17 protein-coding genes and 1 pseudogene are annotated in these 20,232 nt (G+C 40.5%); 11 read left to right on the top strand and 7 right to left on the bottom strand.

Annotated features, from left to right (window positions below):
• Positions 1-11: 11 nt before the first annotated feature.
• Positions 12-890 carry an NAD(P)-dependent oxidoreductase gene (locus tag C727_RS0117065; RefSeq protein WP_017446880.1) on the bottom strand — a complete coding sequence of 293 codons (879 nt, stop codon included), beginning with the start codon at positions 888-890 and terminating at the stop codon, positions 12-14.
• Positions 891-1,604: 714 nt separating this feature from the next.
• On the opposite strand from C727_RS0117065, the gene C727_RS0117060 reads away from it, so the two are divergent.
• A complete protein-coding gene (locus C727_RS0117060) occupies positions 1,605-2,138 on the top strand; it encodes a shikimate kinase (RefSeq protein WP_017446879.1) in 534 nt (177 codons plus the stop codon).
• An 806-nt stretch (positions 2,139-2,944) separates the two neighbouring features.
• Here C727_RS0117060 and C727_RS0117055 read toward each other — a convergent pair.
• The 3 genes from C727_RS0117055 to C727_RS0117045 form a co-directional block, all read right to left on the bottom strand.
• Positions 2,945-3,322 (bottom strand): nuclear transport factor 2 family protein, encoded by a 378-nt coding sequence (locus C727_RS0117055; protein WP_017446878.1) that lies wholly within the window; start codon positions 3,320-3,322, stop codon positions 2,945-2,947.
• 161 nt (positions 3,323-3,483) lie between these two features.
• Positions 3,484-4,404 carry a TonB-dependent receptor domain-containing protein gene (locus C727_RS0117050; protein WP_017446877.1) on the bottom strand — a complete coding sequence of 307 codons (921 nt, stop codon included), beginning with the start codon at positions 4,402-4,404 and terminating at the stop codon, positions 3,484-3,486.
• Positions 4,386-4,703: a hypothetical protein gene (locus C727_RS0117045; protein ID WP_017446876.1), complete on the bottom strand. Its 318-nt coding sequence runs from the start codon at positions 4,701-4,703 to the stop codon at positions 4,386-4,388. The genes C727_RS0117050 and C727_RS0117045 overlap by 19 nt, the downstream gene beginning before the upstream one ends.
• A 40-nt stretch (positions 4,704-4,743) precedes the next feature.
• Here C727_RS0117045 and C727_RS0117040 point away from each other — a divergent pair, with 40 nt between their 5' ends.
• Positions 4,744-5,439 carry a FecR family protein gene (locus tag C727_RS0117040; protein ID WP_162131414.1) on the top strand — a complete coding sequence of 232 codons (696 nt, stop codon included), beginning with the start codon at positions 4,744-4,746 and terminating at the stop codon, positions 5,437-5,439.
• On the top strand, positions 5,423-5,962 hold the full coding sequence (locus C727_RS0117035; protein ID WP_017446874.1) for a hypothetical protein: 540 nt from the start codon (positions 5,423-5,425) through the stop codon (positions 5,960-5,962). Before C727_RS0117040 ends, C727_RS0117035 begins: the two co-directional genes overlap by 17 nt.
• 16 nt (positions 5,963-5,978) lie before the next feature.
• Here C727_RS0117035 and C727_RS0117030 read toward each other — a convergent pair whose 3' ends face one another.
• Positions 5,979-7,871, bottom strand: a complete 1,893-nt coding sequence (locus tag C727_RS0117030; RefSeq protein ID WP_017446873.1) for a CRTAC1 family protein — start codon at positions 7,869-7,871, stop codon at positions 5,979-5,981.
• Positions 7,872-8,025: 154 nt separating this feature from the next.
• Positions 8,026-8,931 carry a LysR substrate-binding domain-containing protein gene (locus C727_RS0117025; RefSeq protein WP_017446872.1) on the bottom strand — a complete coding sequence of 302 codons (906 nt, stop codon included), beginning with the start codon at positions 8,929-8,931 and terminating at the stop codon, positions 8,026-8,028.
• 127 nt (positions 8,932-9,058) lie between these two features.
• Here C727_RS0117025 and C727_RS0117020 point away from each other — a divergent pair, with 127 nt between their 5' ends.
• Both C727_RS0117020 and C727_RS0117015 read left to right on the top strand, forming a co-directional pair.
• On the top strand, positions 9,059-9,508 hold the full coding sequence (locus tag C727_RS0117020) for a DoxX family protein (protein ID WP_017446871.1): 450 nt from the start codon (positions 9,059-9,061) through the stop codon (positions 9,506-9,508).
• A gap of 31 nt (positions 9,509-9,539) precedes the next feature.
• Complete coding sequence (locus C727_RS0117015; protein ID WP_017446870.1) at positions 9,540-10,259, top strand: pirin family protein; 720 nt, start codon at positions 9,540-9,542, stop codon at positions 10,257-10,259.
• A gap of 62 nt (positions 10,260-10,321) precedes the next feature.
• On the opposite strand, the gene C727_RS0117010 is transcribed toward C727_RS0117015, so the two are convergent.
• A complete protein-coding gene (locus tag C727_RS0117010; protein WP_017446869.1) occupies positions 10,322-13,261 on the bottom strand; it encodes a right-handed parallel beta-helix repeat-containing protein in 2,940 nt (979 codons plus the stop codon).
• A 552-nt stretch (positions 13,262-13,813) separates the two neighbouring features.
• Here C727_RS0117010 and zigA point away from each other — a divergent pair.
• The 6 genes and pseudogenes from zigA to C727_RS0116975 form a co-directional block, all read left to right on the top strand.
• Positions 13,814-15,043, top strand: a complete 1,230-nt coding sequence (gene zigA / locus C727_RS0117000; RefSeq protein WP_017446867.1) for a zinc metallochaperone GTPase ZigA — start codon at positions 13,814-13,816, stop codon at positions 15,041-15,043.
• Positions 15,040-15,720: a DUF1826 domain-containing protein gene (locus tag C727_RS0116995; RefSeq protein WP_017446866.1), complete on the top strand. Its 681-nt coding sequence runs from the start codon at positions 15,040-15,042 to the stop codon at positions 15,718-15,720. Before zigA ends, C727_RS0116995 begins: the two co-directional genes overlap by 4 nt.
• Positions 15,721-15,854: 134 nt before the next feature.
• Positions 15,855-16,295 (top strand): MerR family transcriptional regulator, encoded by a 441-nt coding sequence (locus C727_RS0116990; protein WP_017446865.1) that lies wholly within the window; start codon positions 15,855-15,857, stop codon positions 16,293-16,295.
• Positions 16,296-17,069: 774 nt separating this feature from the next.
• Entirely contained in the window at positions 17,070-18,338 is a 1,269-nt protein-coding gene (locus C727_RS0116985) for an AAA family ATPase (protein WP_017446864.1), read from the top strand.
• Positions 18,339-18,340: 2 nt separating this feature from the next.
• Positions 18,341-19,012, top strand: coding sequence for an RloB family protein (locus tag C727_RS0116980; RefSeq protein ID WP_017446863.1), 672 nt, complete (start codon positions 18,341-18,343; stop codon positions 19,010-19,012).
• 110 nt (positions 19,013-19,122) lie between these two features.
• Positions 19,123-20,205: pseudogene (locus tag C727_RS0116975) on the top strand (IS256 family transposase); the annotation flags it as partial.
• Positions 20,206-20,232: the final 27 nt, after the last annotated feature.

Genomic DNA, 20,232 nt, shown 5'->3' with positions numbered 1-20,232 from the left:
CTCGTTTGGAATTATTTTTCTAATTTAAGAAAATAATCAAAGATTTCTGGAACATTGCCATTACCTAAACCAGCGTCTACAGCCGCTTGTAAGTTGGCAGAAGTACCTTCAGCGATTTGAGCACGTGTATTTAAATCTTTAACCATTTCTAAAAAATAACCCAAATCTTTGTTTGCATTATTAATTGAAAAACCTAAATCGCTTACACCGTCAACGGCGTAGTTTTTACAAAAATGCATAAACGGAGAGTTTGATGGACCCGTTGACATGATTTCGAACAATTGCTTACGGTCAACACCGGCACGGTCAGCCACGGCAAAAGCTTGTGACATTGCGGTCACTGTGGTCATACCCATAAAGTTATTGATTAACTTAGTAGTGTGACCGGCACCTAAAGCGCCTAAATAGAAAACGTTTTCACCTTGCTGCTCTAATACAGGTTTTACTTTTTCAAATGTTTCTTTATCACCGGCAGCCATAATGTTTAATAAACCATCTTTAGCATGAGCTGGTGTACGACCTAAAGGCGCATCAATCATGCCAGCGCCTTTTTTAGCTAAATCAGCACCGATTTTACGAGTAGAAGCTGGGATAGAAGTACCAAAATCAATTAAAACCGCACCTTCTTTGATGCCAGCTAAGATACCGTCTTCAGCGTAAATCACTTTTTCAACGACATTAGAAGTAGTCAGACAAAGCATGATAATGTCCGCTTGTTCTGCAAGCTCTTTACCAGTTTTAGCTTCAGTTGCACCACGCGCAACAACCGCTGCCACAGCGTCTTTATTTAAGTCCATAACAACTGGTTTGTAGCCCTTTTTCTGAAGGTTCTCAACCATGTTGCTACCCATTAAACCAAGGCCTATAAAACCAATAGTTGGATTTGCCATATCAGACTCCTAAGTCATGTAATTTTATAATATGTAAATAATGTTTATATGTTGACTGAGAAATTAATTTGATGAGCTTGAGTGACCCAATAATTTTAATTCTTTAACACATATTTCACTTTATTCTGTCAACACACATATACTAGCCAACAGGCACCCACACTGTCAACCAATTAAATTAAATTATGCAGACCAAATTAAAACCAAGTGTATTACCAGATTATTTTAAGCAAGTATGATTGATTTAACTCGACTAATAACACCTAATTAAAGGTCATACATTAAGATGAACCTTGATAAAATTAGTAAACCAAACAACATATAAAAAACAAAAATGAGCTTAGTGAGTGGATCTTAATGTGTTAATAACTCATTAAAGCACAATGTAAAACAGTCAAAGCCCATTGGGTTAGGCCCTGCTGTGCATATTAAAAATAAAGTTGCAAAAAACGACTCATTTGGCTTAAATTAAAACGTATTAAGCGAACAAACGCGCTAAAAATGGATTGATAAAATGCAAACAAGAAGGAAATCACCTGCCGTGCCAGCTCAGCTTGAAAAAACAAATACCTGCCGCATATGTAGCATAAATCAAACCAGCAGTATCCAATTATACCGGTTATGCCGTTTGCCCGTTCAATAAGAGCTTCATCCACACTCAGTGTGTATGAACACTAAAGCGTTATGTGCTTTGTTAAAAAATTAGGTCAGGCGATGAAAAGAATAAATGTAATAGGCACTAGTGGTAGTGGAAAAAGCACTTTTAGTCGCATGCTCGCGAGTGAGCTCAAGTACCCATATTTGGAAATGGATGCCCTGTTTTGGAAGCCTAACTGGCAGGAATCTTCTGATGAAGAATTCTTTGCAAACTTGGCTGACAGGTTAAGTGACGAAAAGTGGGTTCTTGATGGCAACTACAACCGAACCGCTGAAATCAAGTGGAGTAGAGTCGATACTATTGTCTGGGTTGATTACTCATTTGTAAGAACACTATTTCAAGCCGTGAAAAGGGCTTTAATCCGCATAGCGACCAAACAGGAGTTATGGGGTAAAACAGGCAATGTTGAATCGTTCAGAAAGTCCTTTCTTAGCAAAGACTCAATCATTCTTTGGACGTTGAAAACATACAGCAAAAACCGAGCGCGCTACACAGAACTGCTGAATGATCCTAAGTATAGTCATATCAAATTCGTAAGGATAACAAGTCCAAAAAAGGCAAAGGCGTTTATAAGTGAGCTACGCACATAATTGGGTAGGCGAGGGTATCTAACCCTCAGCCCCCGCAACAGCCTGCATGCGGGTCTACCCCAAGGGCATTTTGTCGCTTCTTTAGGGCGCGCAGGGCGTTTCATCTAACAAGTTATCCATTCGGATAATGCACTTTGATCCAGCCGTCTCTAAGTGCAGATAATCCTTCTGATTACAGATAATTTATGTATAACGCCTGTTGAATACCCGGTGTTATTGAGCTGCGCCAAGGTCATTCGATTAAAAGCGCCTCGTGATAAAAATGCTATTCATAAAAAACTAGCTTCTAGATTAGTCTAGTCACGGTATAATCGGGTAGCCGAGGGTATTCAGATAATCCAGGTTTAAAGCCTGTTGAATACCCTGTGTTTTTGAGCTACCCAAGGCACTTCGGGTAAAAGCGTTAATTAGTGCGCTTTGGCTTGTGTGATGGGTTCAATCAGATCGCAGCTTGTTCAATTGATTCTGTACAGTTTAGTGTGTTTACAATGATGATTCGTTTTTGCTTATTAAGCCCCAAAGCTGCGATAGTGAAACACCCAATTACTGAGCCCCTATATACATCCATATGTGCGTGACTACCGCATCCGACTCATTATTAATAATATTGCCCATGTAAATTACAAGCTCCCTAATCTGCTGTAAACAAGCGTTTGCTGACACTGTAGTGAATTTGATTAAAAATATATCCAAGCATAATTTTTAACCCTCGCCAGTTAAAACTATACCTTTGTCTGCACCTGTTTCGCCATTAATATATCGAGCCGTGTCGAACGGTTTTGCTTTCTCCATTGACAGAACAAAATTTAAACTTTGATACAGTACGAGGTAATTTCCTTTATTTTCACGCCTTTTTCGTCATGAAAACGATAAAAATCAGCGAATGAGTAATGCTGACCATCAGGCATCTTTAAGAGACCATTCGCAGCCCCAACTTTGCCATGCGACAACACTTGGTAAATAGTTAATTCAGCTACTTTTTCACATTTTATATTTTCAAGGTGATCAATAAATTGATTTTTTCCTAGTAGGTGTTTGTCACCCATGATATTCCATTCAATATCATCTGTTACATGCTCTGTTAAAAATTCGATATCAGCCTTAGCAAAAGCAATATTGAATTGTGTTATAAGCTCCATTTTAGGTGAGTTGCCACAATTGGGCGTTGAAACTATCTTTGTCATAATATTCCCCTTAATTTTACTAAAGGTGTTCAGCTTCCCCTGACCTTACGGCAAGCTAGCCATTGATAACACGGCCATTTACAACATTATACGCAGATCTCTTGATGCTAAATAACTAATCATCGAAAGATGCCCCAATAACATCTTTGTTACCCAGTTTTTTAGTTAAATTTATAATGCACGCCAAATTCAAACGTTCTTCCCAGTTTGTACTGTCTAAAAAGCTCATTTCCTTGACGATATTTAAAGGCGTCGTTGGTTAAGTTATTGATGTTTGCATTTAATATTAACTTAGAATTCGCAGCGTAACGAACACCAAGATTAAGCTCTGCTCTCGGGGCGAGTTCAACATCTGGCACAAGCAAATTAGGACTTACAATCTCTGTTTCAGAACCGTTTAAGCGATAATTAAGATTCAATGTGAATCGACTGTTAGCCGGCTGGTAAAACAATTGTACGCCTGCCAAATATTCAGGCTGACCCTGTAGCCTTCGACCACCGGCATCCGATCGGCTGTAAGCGAAATCAATATTTAAATCTAACCAATCTCCGTGCAAAAATTGCTTGGAGGCATTTGCTTCAACCTCGAACCCATACACCCAAGCTTGCTCTGTATTGGTATAAGTATATTCATCTAACAAAATCCCGACCCCATAACAAGCGTCAAATTGATAAGCATACAACTCACTATCATTGTTATTTAAACCACTAACCCCTTCGGCTATCGTGCCTTCTGGTAAAATAGCGTTAGCGTTGGTAAACGCCAGTTGGATATCAAATGCTGGGTTTTCTGTTGTGGTTGCGGTCGCAGCCGACAAAATAGCCTCGGCTGCGCCTTGCGAGCTCTGAATTGGCACGCCGCAATTTAACAGGCTATCGTTAATCGATACCGTTGCCGAATCTGTTTGTAAGCAGGTTTGCTGTCCGCTTAACACAGCACGTTGCAATGATACCAAGCTATTTTCTGTTTGAATGGCCGTGCTGTTAGATAAGCTAGAGTCAAGCACATATAATTTTCCAAAGCTACCTAAAACAACAGGATAGTCTTGGCTACCGCTATTTTTTACAGTGACGCTTGGCACGGTATCTTGCTGATAAAATATCCCGCTGACATTGCCAGAAAGCCGTCGCTTATCTCCAATCCACGAGCATTATGCCTAGAGTAGATGCTCATTTGACGGCTTTCACCACCGTGAATGCTAACGGCTTGCGCAGCACTGTAAGCAAGTTGCACTTGCAAATCAGTTTCATGATAATGAGGCGTCATTATAGTCAAAGCAGCTGGGAACGATTCCCCATCCTGGGTAGCGCCGCCGGCTTCAAAAATTTTACCTCTAACGCCTAAACGACGAGTAAACAAGGGAAATTTCAATAAGGTCAATAAAACGCCTTTTTGGTTGGCCAGCGCCGGCGTGTTTGCTGTGACACTATTTGCGCTCGTATTTTTTGAACCCAAGGCAAGTTTTCATCATGAATCCCTTCACATTAGCGCTACAGGTGAGCGTATCGTCAAACAAACATTAACAGACGGCAGTGAGATTGACTTAAATAGTTTAGCTAAGCTCTCAGTGCATTATTCAGCCAAATCAAGAGATATCACGCTGCATGAAGGTGAAGCCTTATTTGCCGTAGCGAAAGATGTTAACAGGCCATTTAAAGTCACCTCTGGCAATTTAAAGTTTGAAGCCTTAGGCACAGTCTTTAATATCACCAAAAAGACAAACAGGCATGAGTTAGTCGTGTTAGAGGGTCAAGTAAAAACCCTATTGGAAAATCCATTGCCCCAAAGCTGGATAATCAACGCTGGAGAAAAATTACTACTATCTAAAACAGGCGAAGCATTGCTATCAAAAATCCACCAAGGCACGCCACCCAACTGGTTTGATAACCACTTGGTCGCTGAAAAAATGCCATTAGGCGTCTTAATCAAATATATGTCCAACTGGTCGACCCTGCCCATTAAGATTTCACCCGAAGTATCTGGGCGCTTGATTAGCGGACAATTTGATCTCGCCCAAACTCACCATAATTTAGATATTCTTGTTCGCTTGTACAATTTAAAACTACAAAAAACAGATTCATATTGGATGTTGGTTAAAGATGCAAACCTCCAATAATCTTTGGTTTTTTCCCGTTGAAAAAAGTCGTGAGCCAACGCTCAAGTTATTGGGCAGTTTTATCGAAAGCTGCATACTACATGAATACATGCGTGAGTCGAACATGCTTCCAACGCACCAGAAGCATTTTCGAAACTTTATTGTAGAGTCTGAGCTTGGCCGCATAGAGCTAAAAGCCCCTCGACCTTATCTAGAATTAGCCAATCAAAAAACATTAATGTTTTGGCAGCATCTTGTCATGGCTAAACAAGAAGCCGAGGTGCTGCAGTTATATTGTCACGCACAAAGCTTAGACGACATCAAAAACAGGTTAAACTATCTATTTGAGCAACATGTCTCTCCGTTTAACAAAACTCAGGCAAAAAATGAGCTCTGCCGAAAAGTTTATCTCAATGCGAACAAACATCTCAGTTGGAAAAGCACAGTTTGGCAAGACAGCATCTTACTCAACCAACACCGCTTTAAACTGTTATTATGTTTAGGCCACCGAAAAAGGCCGCATATCATGCGCATTTACAGGTAAGCCATGTACGTAAATATCAAAAATTAACCGTTTGACCTGACGCCAAATTAGTTAAGTTTTGCATATCGCCATTTGGCCAAGTCACCTTAATGCGGTCAACTAGGTGACAAGCCCCTAAACCAAAATGTAAACGGGCTTTTAGCATGTGGTGATACCCTTCTCCGCTCGCACCCACCAATTGGCTTAATTTTTTACCACAAGCTTCAACATCGACACGTGCACCTATGGGCTGGGCATTGTTTTTAGCAGAGGGGCCAACATTTACAACTATATATTGGCCTAACGATTCACCAGAAAGTTGGTTTTCGGCCAAATACCAGCGCCCTCTTTCATTGCCGTAAATTAAATCTAAACGACCATCTTGATCATAATCAATCGTGGTAATACCCACACCTGTGGCACCAACTTCAATAGAGTCCAAACCTGCGTTTTCTACTTTTTTAAAACCATTACCTGCTTGGTTCATGTACACTAAGTGTTTCACTGGGTGGGCCATGTTACCATATGGCGTGACTGCTAAATCCATGAAACCATCATTGTTAAAATCTCCAGCCGCAGCATGCATAGTTTGTGCTTTCATCATGATGCCCATTTTCTGAGTCACATCAACAAATTGACCGTTTTGATTCTCCAGCAAATAAGGCGCCATAGGTTTACGCTTAATCTCTTTAGGTTGAGAAACGACATTTTTGATCACAGCCGCTAAACGAGATTTAACATACCCCCCCACTCGCCATGTGCTGTTCCCTAAATAACCAATATGTAAACCTTTTAGTTTTTCACCATCAGGCCAACCCATTGCCTGTTCAGGTTTTACAACCAGACGACCTTCTGTGTAGTGCTCACTGCGCTCTGCTTCTACAACTTTCCGTGATTTGCCCAATTGGATGTCGTACGTTGCCCAAGTTTCTTGAATATTTTCGAGAATTAAATTGTCCCCTTCAGTTTTCAAATTATCGAACATAAACTTGTCGCGGAAAGCGAAAAACGCGAGGTTTTTTTGCTCTGGATCGTAATAAGCCTCTTCTTCAAATTGCAGTGGCGCACGGGTGAAAAGCAAGTCAAAGTCACCATCATTGTCGTAATCAATTTCTGTGATACTGCTAACCTGTTTAACATTGGCTAACGCGCCAAAAACTGATGCAGTCGCGTCTGTGTATGTACCATCACCCTTGCCTAAAGATAGGGTTAAATCCCCTCCGCCATAAACAATCACATCGGTTTTGCCATCGTTATTCACATCAGTCGTTAATGCTTTCATCGACAGAGCATCGTGTGGAATGGCCAAGGTGATCGGATGTTCAAGCGCACCATTAACATTTTGATATAACTGGTTAGTGGTAAGTGACTTGACATTTTTGGGTGCATAACCTGTTACAAAAACATCTAAATCAGCATCTTGATCTGAATCTATAAACTTAATCCCCCGACCTCGGCCCGGGCGAAAATGATCAAACGTCCCTAAACGCTCGATAGTACGGTCTTTGTTCACAGAAAAATACACGGGTCTTCTCGGATTCCCGCCGTCACCGCCACCTTGCGCGACAATAATGTCGATTTTACCATCGCTGTTATAGTCAGATACCCCTAAACCGTGCGTATCACCTTTAATTAAAACGACAGGCTCTGAAAAAGTGCCTTTGTCATTCCAATAAATCAGCGCATTTGCTCCATGCTGAGTTGTGATCACATCTTCCCAACCGTTTTGATCTAAGTCAGAAACCACGGCTGCGCCCCATTTCCGGCGCAGTTTATCGTCAAACGGGATCACGCTTTGGGTGTTTGCGAACATACTATCACTATTGACGCTTTTTTTGCTGGCAACTGACCCCGTATCGGTTAACTGGCACCCAAACAATGTCGCACCAATTAAAGCTGCTATCAGTAAACTGAGTTGAGATTTTTTCATTTGATTCTCCATTTTCTTCGCCAATTTTGAATGTCTGGTGAGATGACTTGGCCTTCACTTAATGGTGGGATATTATCATACATCATATGTTTGTATAGAGATATTTTAATTTTGTTAAGGAATTGAGTTAATTTTTTACAGGTGATCTGAGTTGTTACCTATGCATTTGCAAATAATGCTCATTAAAAAGCGAGCGTAAGCGCTGCAATCCTTTGCCTCTATTGGTTGTTTTCCATGCAATGTAGAGGTCGCTACTATCGATTGCATCGGCAACATCAATTTGCACTAAGTCGCCTTTTTTTAGGGCGTTTTCAACACGGTCATAAGCTAAAAATCCGATGCCTAAACCGGCTTTAATCGCTTTAATTTTTTCACTTACCCTGGTGACATAAAAGTGTTTTGATTGCGCGATGATATTGCTAGATCTGGGCACCGCCAATTTAGCTGAGTCATGTACAATAATACTACGGAAACGCTTTAAATCCGCTTGTGTCACGGGTCTATTAAACTGTGTCAGCTCATGATTTTTTGCTGCAACGAGTACGATTTTTATACTGGTTAACTGAATCGCACGCAAACCTTGTTGACTCGGCACAGGGCCGGGTGCCCCAAGCAATAACTCAACTTGATCATCAATTAAAGCCTCCCAGCCGCCACTCATTACTTCTTCGCGCAAATCAATTTCAACATCTGCATGTTCAGATAAAAATTGTTTTAACACCTGATATAACGGGCCGGTATCTAAAATAGAATCGTAGGCAATGCGGATTTTAGGCTCAAAACCATGCGCCAGAGTTTGAGTTTGCTCAGCTATTTTGCTAACCGCGCCTAATACTTTACGCCCTTCAGTCAATAAATGACGTCCCGCCGGCGTTAGTATCGAGCGTCTGCCTTGGCGAACAAACAAGGTTACCGCCAGTTGCTCTTCCAACTTTTGCACTATGTAAGACAATGCAGAAGGCACTTTACCTAACTGCTCTGCGGCGGCGGCAAAACTTCCTCTGCGATCGATCGCATCTAACACTAACAGGGCTTCTAAAGTAATCGGTGACTGATACATAAAGCGCAAACCATTATTCAAATATTTTGAATATATTAATCAGATTTAACCAGTTATTCCATTCATTTTTAGAGGATAGAATGTACACATCTTAATTAAAAAGCTAACTATAGCTAAGGAATCAAAAATGAAAAATTCAAAATATCTGAACACTATATCGAGCAAAGATGACATATCAACACTTCCTCTACGTCTGGTAGGCGGGACTATTTTTGCAGCCCACGGTGCGCAAAAACTATTTGCCTGGTTTGGTGGTTATGGTTTAGAGGGGACTGGCCAATTCATGGAGTCTTTGGGACTGTCACCAGGCTATTTAATGGCGATGCTGGCTGGGAGTGCCGAGTTTTTTGGTGGTTTGTTATTAATTTTAGGTTTATTAACGCGTCCAGCTGCATTGGCTTTAGCTGTGACTATGATTGTTGCCATTTTTTCTGTGCACTTTGAAAACGGTCTATTTATGTCCAATAATGGCTACGAATTTGCGTTAGCGCTCTTTTCAATAACTGTTGCACTGCTCATTCAAGGTGGTGGCCGCTATTCGCTCGATCGTTTCATTGCACGTAAATACTTTAACTAGCCAACAGATTAGACACTAATGGAGGTAGAATATGATTCAGCATGTTCCTTTTGAAAGTTTAGGTAAAGCCAACCATGGCTGGTTACGTGCCAACCATCATTTTAGCTTTGCGCGATACTATAATCCAGAACGAATGGGCTTTGGTAGCTTAAGAGTGATTAATGACGACTGGGTAGCGCCAGGCACTGGCTTTTCGCCACACCCACACAAAAATATGGAGATCATCAGCTTTATTCGCTCAGGCGCTGTGACGCATGAAGACAACCAAGGCAATAAAGGCCTCACTTCAGCGGGTGAAGTACAAGTGATGAGCGCTGGAACTGGCATAGTGCACTCTGAGTTCAACCGCAGTGCAGAGCCGTTGACTTTGTTTCAAATTTGGATAGAGCCAAACGAAATCAACGTAAAACCTCGTTGGGACAGTAAATTATTTACTGCAAAGGCAACCGAGGCCGGCTTGCCGTTACTGGTCTCAGGTGATCCCGTTGATAAAGACAAAGCGCTATTTATATATCAAGATGCCCGCATCTACGGCGGCACTCTGCAAGCTGGACACAGCACACAAGTAAAGATTAAACATCAAGCTTATGTGCTGGCGTCTAAAGCTAGTGTCGCTTTGTCTGATGGTCAACATCAATTGATATTAAAAGAAGGTGACGGTGCCCGAGTGACAGAAGTTAATCAGCTATCTATAACCGCACTAGATGAATCTGATGCGGAAGTGATAGTCATAGATGCGCCCAAAAATTAGCGTTGGTCAGAAGTTAAACGCTCATAAAAATAAGGCCTCTTAAGCTAGAGGCCTTTGTAAATTTAATCTGCACAGCGTGCGCGGGTGCATAAATTGCGTAAGGCACGAACATCATTGCGATGCACTTGGCCATCTCCATCAAAATCGAATTGGCTGCGCACTTGGAGTGGATCTCTTATCCGGCGGACAAAATACGCTAGATCAAAACGGTCAACATCTTGGTCGCCGTCAAAATCGCCTAACACACCATAAAAAGGATCAAAAGGGAACGCATCCATACTGTCGGCAACACCATCATTGTCGTCATCGGTATCGGCTATATCTCCAATTTGGTCACCATCAAAATCACCGTCGATGATCACAGGTGATGCTGTTGCCGCATATACTTTACCGTCGCTTGATTTAAAGCGCGCAAACAAAAAGTAAAAATGACCTTCAGGCAATTGGGCCGATGGGGTTAAATCAAACAAAGGTACGGCCATAGTCACTTCCCCTGTTTGCTCACCGAGCAAAGACGCATCTGTTACTTTTACATCTTTTACAACACTCCAATCCGATCTGAGCTCACGCAATAACAAAGTAACGCCTTGTAAACCTGAGGTGACAGTTTGATCTGTGCCGGCTTGTACATTCAGGGTTACATCTAAATAGTCAGTATTAAGGTAAGGTGTGTTGCGATATTTGTTAATATTATCCCACTGAATAGACGCAGGGGTTGGCTCAATAAGATTAAGCGGCTGAACGCCCACTGACTTTTTACTGCCATTCGTCGATTCAAATTGAATAAAAACAAAATAAAACTGATCTTCAGGCAGTTCAGAGGTTGGGGTTAACCCCGCTAACGAGAAAGTAGCCGTTGCTGTGCCAGCCCGTTGGCCGATTGCAGTATTGTCTTCAACAATAATGTCATGTTGCGAGATCCAGGCACCTGTGCTTTTATCTATCAGTCGCAAGAAGAACTTAACACCGCCGAATGTATCGCTAACCGTGTGACCCGAGCCTGCATCATAACTAGCAGACACTTGCATATCACTGCCAATCAGGTAATCAGTGTTTAGGTATTTATTTCGATCATCCCATTTTAAAAAGGGTGCGATATCCGGATAAACCCCCTCTGCATTTGGGTTTGATTGGCATTGGCTGCATTCATCTTCAATAGCATTTACGCCAGCTGTCCACAAGACACCACCTGCTTCGTATGCTCCTACATCAGGCGCGGGCCCCATATAAGGTGTGACTAAATCATCAATTAAACGGCCTGCATCTGTTAAACTTGAGGTTGCACTTGGCATAAAGTTTTGTGCTCCAACATCCATCAATTGGTTGCTTACCGGCATAATGATGTTGTTTTGTAGATCGTATGCATCACTTCTAATCCAATCTGGATGCGTACTATAGTTGTTCCAAACTCTATTATCGCGCGGGTTGCGGTTGTTAATCCACTCACCCATAGCTTGCTCAACATCGATAAAGGTATTGTGGTAAATATGGTTTTCCCAATTATCCCAATTGAGTTGCACACCGCTCCAAGGCACGTTCCACACCACATTGTGATGAACCAAAAAGCCTTTACTGTCGTTATCTAGATAGATGCCTGCCGTTCTATGATCGTGATAGTCTCGGCGCATGGCATCATGCCACCAGTTGTGGTGAACTTCGATATTGCGATTTTGATCATTGCCAACGGTATAAAATAGACCACCATCGTTATTGATCATGGCCGCGTACGAAACATCGTTATAGGCCACTTCGCCATTCACCCCCACCATATAAACAGCATCACGGCCGGTATGCGAAATTGTATTTTTTAATATTTTTACTGAATCTGCATTGCTACGAATTGGACTGGCGTGAATACCAAGGGTATCAAAATAACGGATTTCATTATTTTGAACTAAGGTAAAGTCACCACGGTCTTGCCAACCGGCAATAGTAATGCCATTTATTGAGCCATGATGAATGATATTATCTTCAATTGTATTGTATCGACCCAACACATTGATTGCGCCGTCGCCGATTGCTGCGCCTGCATTGGCCGCCGGATCACCTAATCGCTGTTTACCATGTAATACTTGCGCATGCGCGTATCTGTTATGGTTACCATCGAGTTTAACATTTGCGCCAAACGTATTAATGCCTTCGAGATCAACATAATTGCCGTCAATTTCAATAGCCCGTTCTCGCGCTGCATATTCTAACGCACCGTTCGCTGGCTGCTGCCCGTCTGGCGGCATAAAGTACAAGGTTTGAGTGTCCGCATCGTAATGCCACTCGCGCTCATAATCGAGTAAATCTAAAGTCCCGTAAACAAAAAACCGCCCATACCCGCCATCTATTTTATGCACCGGATTATGGTTACTGTAGGGCCATTGGTTGATATTAATAGTAGGAAAAGTAATTTCGGTGGTGGTATTAGATACAATCGTTTTAGTCCAACTGGTGCCTGAATGCTGCCCCAAATACCATAGGTATCCGCCGGTTAAATCTGTATCTGGAATACCGGAGACATTTAAACTAGACTCCGTCCCGGCTTCAGTCACTTCGTGTGCGTCTATGGTAAAAATATCATTGTCGGTATCATTAGGCCAACGTGCGATCTGCATCAATTCGCCATTAAAATAAAGCTGCCGAGAGTGTTCAGCAATAGACATATTCACTTGCGTTTTATAAATACCATCAGCATGCCAAGTCCAACCAGAAAGCGGATTAGTGCCTTTAATAACCACCTGCTCTCCCTCTTTAGCGCGCACTAAAATAGGCTGAGCTTCATTGCCCGATTGAGTAATTTTTAATACTTGCCGATACTCACCGCCTGCTATCACAAGCGTATCACCGGCGCTTAAATTTGAATTTGCTTTTGCAAATGTCGCCCAAGGGGCTGATTCGCTACCATTATTATTGTCGTTGCCATCAGGTGACACATATACTACTTTTGCGTTTACACCTAAGCAAAAAGATAAAGACAAAATTCCTACTGACGTTGAAACTATGCTTTTCAACATTGCTTGGTCCTCTTTTTAAGTTAAATTTACTTTTTAAATACAAAACACCAACATTTAAAGTAACACCTAAAAAACAACAAATAAACAACATTGTTTACATTTTTCAAAAAACAAATACTTGTTATCAACAAATGAAAATATCGCACATTAAATATAAAACATGACGTTCTATGATTTACCATTTACACGTAAATAGACTATTAAACTTAAAATTAATGGGACCCAAAAACAAAAATGATAATGATTTTTATTTGACTTATTAAATTTGAGTGTTATTATCATTGCCGAGTTAATAAATACCCACTTATTAACTTTCTCCGTGGCTTTAGGCGGTGTATGTAGATGTTGCTCATTGAATTTACTGCAACCGCCAATTTTTTACTAAGTCCACACCTTTCTTGCCGCCACCATAACCTATTCGTATACAAAATTTTCAGGTATTTTAAGTTATCCTTTTTACTAACTTAGATAAAAAACCTTTTGCATCTCCTGATAGTGTTATAGTATAACATTACATATCTTGTTTTTATCTCTTTTTGGAGCTCGGTTTTTATGCCTAAAAAGTTACCCGTCACTGTCTTATCTGGTTTTCTTGGCGCCGGAAAAACCACAGTACTCAGCCACATTTTAAATAACAGGCAAGGTAAAAAGGTGGCTGTCATTGTCAATGATATGAGCGAGATAAATATAGACGCCGCCATGGTTAAAAATGATATTTCGCTTAATTACAGTGAAGAAAAACTCGTTGAAATGAGCAATGGTTGCATCTGCTGTACGTTACGCGAAGATTTATTAACAGAGATCAACAAACTTGCCGCTGCCGGCCAGTACGATCATCTAGTGATAGAATCAACCGGCATATCAGAGCCACTGCCAGTAGCTGAAACCTTTACCTTTGCCAATGAAGATGGCACATCGTTAAATGATGTTGCCACTTTAGATACTATGGTGACGGTTGTTGATGCCGTTAACTTTTTAAAAGATTATGACGAAGCTAGGGACATTCAAGACTCGGGTGAATCGCTTGGTGAAGAAGATCAGCGAAGTATTACAGATTTATTAGTCGATCAAGTCGAGTTTGCCGATGTTTTACTGATAAGCAAAACTGACTTAGTGACTAACACAGAGGTAGAGCGCTTAATTGCTATCCTTAAAACACTCAACACCAACGCACGTATTATTCCTATTGAGCAAGGGCAAGTGCCAATTAATGAAGTATTGGCAACTGGCTTATTTAATTTTGCCCGCGCCGAGCAAGCCCCCGGCTGGTTAAAAGAGATGCGCGGAGAACATTTACCTGAAACCGAAGAATATAATATTAGCAGTTTTAGTTATTCAGCAAGGCGCCCTTTTCACCCTGAAAAATTTCATCAGCTATTACACAACACAGAAAAATTTGGCAAATTAATCCGCTCGAAAGGATATTTTTGGTTAGCCACTCGGCCACAATTTGTTGGCCAGTTTAGTCAAGCCGGTGGGATCGCACGGTACGGTTTTGCCGGTATGTTTTGGAAGGCCGTACCCAAAAGCGATTGGCCAACTGATCCAGAATCCATTAACGAAATACACAAAAATTGGCAAGAGCCATTTGGCGACATGCGCCAAGAGCTGGTGTTTATTGGCCAAGATCTCAAACAAAAGGACATGACCCAAGCACTTGATGATTGCCTACTGTCTGAAAACGAGCTGCTGCAAGGAAAAAGTTACTGGCTCACGTTAGCTGACCCCTTTCCAACTTGGCATGAGTTAAATCCATCAGCAGACATGGGAGAAACCGCATGAGCGCATTAGCCGAAGCCAATAAAAACGAGTTAGATTCTATCGTTTTTAAACAAGCCATTATAGACAGTCACCCCGAGGTACTTACGCAGGTATATCAAGAAGACACCAACATGGTCATCTGGCAGCGTCAGTTAGACCACTCGCTCGAACAAGCCGTTGACGAGATCTTATTAGATAGACCCAAATTAAAACTCTCTATGGTGGTGGCTCCGGAAGATTGCAAAGTGGCAATAAAAGAAGCGCTTTGCACGAGCCCAAGTGTGGCAACCGATTTATTAAGCGACGACATCACATTGTTAGTTGATATGTACTGCTGCTTATTTGATCTTAAACAAGTTGGGCTGCGAATGACCTCGCTCGATCGCGCAATGTGTCCTAAATTCCACGTTGACAAAGTGCCTTGCCGGTTGGTTTCTACCTATAGAGGGGTTGCTACAGAATGGGTCCCTCATCATCTTGCCAACCGTGACCGACTCGGAGCCGCCAGCCACGGATTAACTGATGATCAATCTGGTTTGTATCACAGCGCCAACGACATACAGCAGTTAACCCAAGGTGACGTGGCATTATTAAAAGGTGAGCTTTGGCCCAACAACGAAGGCGCTGGATTAATCCACCGCTCACCCCAAGTAACAGATTCACATCGCTTAGTGATCACACTTGATTTTATTAGTTAGCGAAAGTGTTTTTAATCCGCGATCGCAACCCTTTAGAATTGTGATATTCGTTTCTTTTTTATATTCTTTAATTATTTTACTAAAAGCCCCTTGACTCCGTACTATAGTACAGAGTGTAGATTAAAGGCGTGAATATGAAAAAGCAATCTTCGTTGACAATTGGTGGTGTGGCAAAAGCTGCAAACGTTGGTGTAGAAACCATTCGCTTTTACGAGCGTAAAGCAATTATTAGCCAGCCGCCAAAAACAGATGGTTTTCGGTACTATTCAGACGAATATGTAAAGAAAATTCGTTTAGTTAAAAAGTTACAAGAGATTGGTTTTAGTTTAGCAGAGATAAAAGAGTTTTTTACTTTTGACGCATGTTGTAGTCACTCAAGACAAGTTATTCAACAGAAATCTAAAGCTAAAGCCATTGAAATAAGACAGAAGATTGCCGATCTTAAAGTGGCTCTTGAAGCCATTGAGAGGTTTCAAAATTCATGCGGATCTAACAAGGATGCGACGTTAGAATGCGAATTGTTAGAGTGTTTTGAAAATAATTGGGCGTGTTGTGAATCCCCCCAACTTCCATAGTTTGTCGGAGAGAATATATGAACCAAGTATGCGAATGCTGTAAACAAAATTCAGAAACTGTAAAGTGCTGTTGTAACACCGACGCATGTAAGTGCGCCGATAGTTGTTCGTGCGGCGATTGTTGTGCAGACTCAGACAAGTCTTGCTGCTAACAACGATTGAGCCTTCTGTTAAGGTGCCCAGAGCCTTACAGAAGGCTGATATATGTTATACGAACTTTAGATTGAAAAAGTAAACGTCTTAGTTCTGGGCCTGTGTCACCCGCTGAGAGCAATTATATTTACCTAAATATTTCAAGGTTTTGGTACTAACTGGGTAATTTATTAAACCCGCTACCTTGAATGGTGACATATGAAGGTTAAACAATGAATGTCTCGGCTTTGGCTTCCTGCGTCACCCTACCTCCTAAATCCATTTAGTTGTAGTGCCCCTGTTTACTTTAACGGATTAAAACCAAACAGGCATGTGGTGAAACCACTGTAAGAGAGCCTCTATATGTGTTTGCTGTAGGCGATTGTGACCTATCAGCCATAATGACAAACGAAGTAGATTGTTTTGCTGATTAACTTGGACTCGACAACCGAAAAGTTGCCGAAAAGATCACTATTACCTATTGACCTCGAGGAGGCTCATATGTGTTAGAGCCACTTACAATATTTATAAATAAACCCCGCTTACTTTTCAATATTTATGTGCTAAAATACTTTTAAATACAGGTTTAAAGAAAAAAAATCAAAATTCAAGGATTAAAAAGAATTTTGAATAGGTTTTATTATGATTATCGATTTATCAATTAAAAATTTCAGGTCAATAAAGACAGAACAGCTAATTAGCTTTCATGCCGATAAAAAACCTAAACATCATTCGGGAAATATTTCTTATATCGAGGAAGATATAGGAATTCTTAAAACTTGCGCTGTCTATGGTTCAAATGCCGCAGGTAAAACAAATATTATACTTGCGTTTGAAGCTTTACAGGACTTAATTATAAGTAGTGGAGACCTTAAAGACGGAGAACCTATTGATAGTTACGATCCTTACCTTCTATGTGATAGTACATCTCGAGAGCCTACAAGAATCGAAATAGAATTTTATGTAGAGACTCTAAGATATAGATACCAAATAGAATTCAACAGAAACGAAATTTCTTTTGAAAAGTTGGATTATTATCCTTCTGCCAGACCAGCAAACTTATTTACTAGAAATTCTTCTCACGATTGGAAAGCTGTTAAATTTGGTGAACATTACAAAGGCGGTAAAAAGCAAATAGCTTTTTTTGCAAATAATGCATACCTATCAAAAGCAGGGAATACTCCTGATTCTCCTGAAATAGTTAGAAAAATATTTAATTACTTTCGTAGGTATACCGACACTCTTTTAGTAGGCCAAATTGCAGGTGTTTCTAACTGGGATGAAGACGAGAATACAGTCAAAATTATTAATACATTTCTAAATAAAGTTGATCTAGGAATTGAAAGCTTTGGGATTGAAGAAGAGCCTGATAAGGATCAGTTTGAATTTCCAAGTAGTATGCCCGAGAACATTCAAAGAATGTTCAGAAAGGAACTATCTAAAAAAGAATATTTTTTTCACCCCAATAGTCAAGGCGATTTGGTTAGATTTGAAAAAGATAGAGAATCTAGGGGAACAAGCAGGCTTTTCAGATTATTGCCATTTTTTATTCAAGTAATTCGCGATGGTTCTGTATTATTTGTAGATGAAATAGAATCCAGTTTTCATCCTCATATCGCTGAATTAATAATAAAGCTTTTTAATGATCCTTTAGTTAATAAAAAAAATGCGCAGTTGATATTTACGACTCATGATTTAGTGTTAATGGGTTCAGATACAATGAGAAAGGATCAAATTTACTTAACCGAAAAAGATCAAATTAATGGTACTCAACTGTATTGTTTAGATAGCTATGATTCAGATCTAAAAGATTCTAGTCCATTTGCTAAATGGTATGATGAAGGCAGGTTAGGCGCAATCCCTAGAATCAATTACAAAAGTATATCTGACGTGATTAAAAAGGTGTTTTAATCATGCCAAAGAAAAAATCAAACGCTAAAAGAGCATTAGTGCCAGCATTCCATATTTTTTGCGAAGGTGAAAAAACAGAGCCATATTATATTAGAGGCTACATTGACGAGTTTCACTCAGATAAAAAGAATATCCTATTAGTTGAAGACACAAAGAAAAATACTCCTGTGCAATTGGTTGAAGCTGCGATTGAACATAAGAAAACCACAACTAAAAATGATGTTTATTGGGTTGTTTTTGATCGAGAATCTATAGCTAAATACCCTCATTCATTACATTTGGAAGCTAGGGATTTAGCCAATAGAAATAATATAGAAATAGGTTTTTCAAATGTTTGCTTTGAGTTTTGGTTATTACTGCATATGGAATACAGCACAGCGAGCTATGATTCTTGTTCAGACTTATTAGCTCAAAGCAACTTAAAGTCAGCCTTAAAATCAAGAGGCATTGATAATTATGATAAAGGGTTTGCTTATTTATTCAATACCCTAAAAGCTGATGATGGAGTACAAAAAGCAATAAAAAATGCGGCTAAAGCAAATAAGTCAGCTTTAGACTCGGCTGAAAATGGCAAAGTCCTACCTCACTTTTTAAACCCTTATACCGATGTACGCGATTTGTTTATTGACATGGATAATTTTATAAACAACAAACCAAGCGTAAGAAATAAATAAAAATTGTAGAGGTAGCTCTAACGAGACTGTAGAAAAAGTCGATTTTGACAATTCGGTAGTGTTTAGAAATCTGTGTCATTTCAGTAATATTAAGAAAAAAGGAATGACACATGACCCAATCTTTCGACTTCAACAAAGCATTAGCTGAACTTCAATCTGGTAAAGGCCTAACTGGCGAAGATGGTGTTTTAACGCCACTCATTAAACAGTTAACCGAAGCTGCTTTAAAAGTAGAGCTAGAACAACATTTAGGCTTTGATCCACAACCTAACCGCAAGAATGGTACAAGCAAGAAAACGATTAAATCATCCGTCGGTCAATTTGAGCTTGAAACGCCAAGAGACCGTACTGGCTCGTTTGAGCCTCAGTTGGTTAAGAAAAATCAAACCAAGCTAACGCCTGAAATTGAAATAAAAATCCTTTCCATGTTTGCTTTAGGCATGAGCTACCGCGATATTCGAGGCCACGTTCAGGAAAAGTACGGCATTGAAATATCCGAAGCCACTATAACAGGCGTAACTGACCAGCTAATACCAGAGCTTAAGGCCTGGCAATCACGAAATCTTGATACGCTGTATCCGTTCATCTGGCTTGATGCTATTCACCATAAAATCAAAGAGAATGGCCGCTACGTTAGCAAGGCTGTTTACACCGTGCTTGGTATTAATATCGAAGGCCGTAAGGAATTACTTGGTCTGTATGTTTCAGAAAGTGAAGGCGCAAACTACTGGTTATCGGTGTTAACTGATTTACACAATCGTGGCGTCTGCGATATTTTAATTGCCTGTGTTGATGGACTTAAAGGCTTCCCTGAAGCGATTGGCACTATCTATCCTGAAACAGAGGTTCAACAGTGCGTTATCCATCAAAAACGTAACTCAATGAAATACGTTGCTTCAAAACACAAGAAAGCATTAATGGCTGATTTAAAGCCTGTTTATCGTGCAGCAACCATAGAGGCTGCCGAGGTTGCACTCGACGAACTCGATGCAAAATGGGGCAAGTTATATCCCATCGTTATCGAGTCTTGGCGCCGTAAATGGTCGAATTTATCCATTTACTTCAAGTATCCTGATTATGTGCGTAAGGCGATTTATACGACCAATGCAATTGAAGCTGGGCACCGTCAATTTAGGAAGTTAACCAAAACTAAGGGGGGATCCCCGAACGAAAATAGCTTGATGAAATTATTGGACCCTGTAACAGATTCTGTGTAACTG

This window comes from Gayadomonas joobiniege G7 (assembly GCF_000300815.1).
Taxonomy (GTDB): domain Bacteria; phylum Pseudomonadota; class Gammaproteobacteria; order Enterobacterales; family Alteromonadaceae; genus Catenovulum; species Catenovulum joobiniege.
The sequence above is the reverse complement of the archived record's forward strand: the minus strand, read 5'-3'. Positions and strand labels throughout refer to the sequence as shown.

Coding starts and splice junctions, on each gene's coding strand:
- C727_RS0117065 (WP_017446880.1), bottom strand. CDS start 890: ATGGCAAATCCAACTATTGGTTTTATAGGCCTTGGTTTAATGGGTAGC.
- C727_RS0117060 (WP_017446879.1), top strand. CDS start 1,605: ATGAAAAGAATAAATGTAATAGGCACTAGTGGTAGTGGAAAAAGCACT.
- C727_RS0117055 (WP_017446878.1), bottom strand. CDS start 3,322: ATGACAAAGATAGTTTCAACGCCCAATTGTGGCAACTCACCTAAAATG.
- C727_RS0117035 (WP_017446874.1), top strand. CDS start 5,423: ATGCAAACCTCCAATAATCTTTGGTTTTTTCCCGTTGAAAAAAGTCGT.
- C727_RS0117030 (WP_017446873.1), bottom strand. CDS start 7,871: ATGAAAAAATCTCAACTCAGTTTACTGATAGCAGCTTTAATTGGTGCG.
- C727_RS0117025 (WP_017446872.1), bottom strand. CDS start 8,931: ATGTATCAGTCACCGATTACTTTAGAAGCCCTGTTAGTGTTAGATGCG.
- C727_RS0117020 (WP_017446871.1), top strand. CDS start 9,059: ATGAAAAATTCAAAATATCTGAACACTATATCGAGCAAAGATGACATA.
- C727_RS0117015 (WP_017446870.1), top strand. CDS start 9,540: ATGATTCAGCATGTTCCTTTTGAAAGTTTAGGTAAAGCCAACCATGGC.
- C727_RS0117010 (WP_017446869.1), bottom strand. CDS start 13,261: ATGTTGAAAAGCATAGTTTCAACGTCAGTAGGAATTTTGTCTTTATCT.
- zigA (WP_017446867.1), top strand. CDS start 13,814: ATGCCTAAAAAGTTACCCGTCACTGTCTTATCTGGTTTTCTTGGCGCC.
- C727_RS0116995 (WP_017446866.1), top strand. CDS start 15,040: ATGAGCGCATTAGCCGAAGCCAATAAAAACGAGTTAGATTCTATCGTT.
- C727_RS0116990 (WP_017446865.1), top strand. CDS start 15,855: ATGAAAAAGCAATCTTCGTTGACAATTGGTGGTGTGGCAAAAGCTGCA.
- C727_RS0116985 (WP_017446864.1), top strand. CDS start 17,070: ATGATTATCGATTTATCAATTAAAAATTTCAGGTCAATAAAGACAGAA.
- C727_RS0116980 (WP_017446863.1), top strand. CDS start 18,341: ATGCCAAAGAAAAAATCAAACGCTAAAAGAGCATTAGTGCCAGCATTC.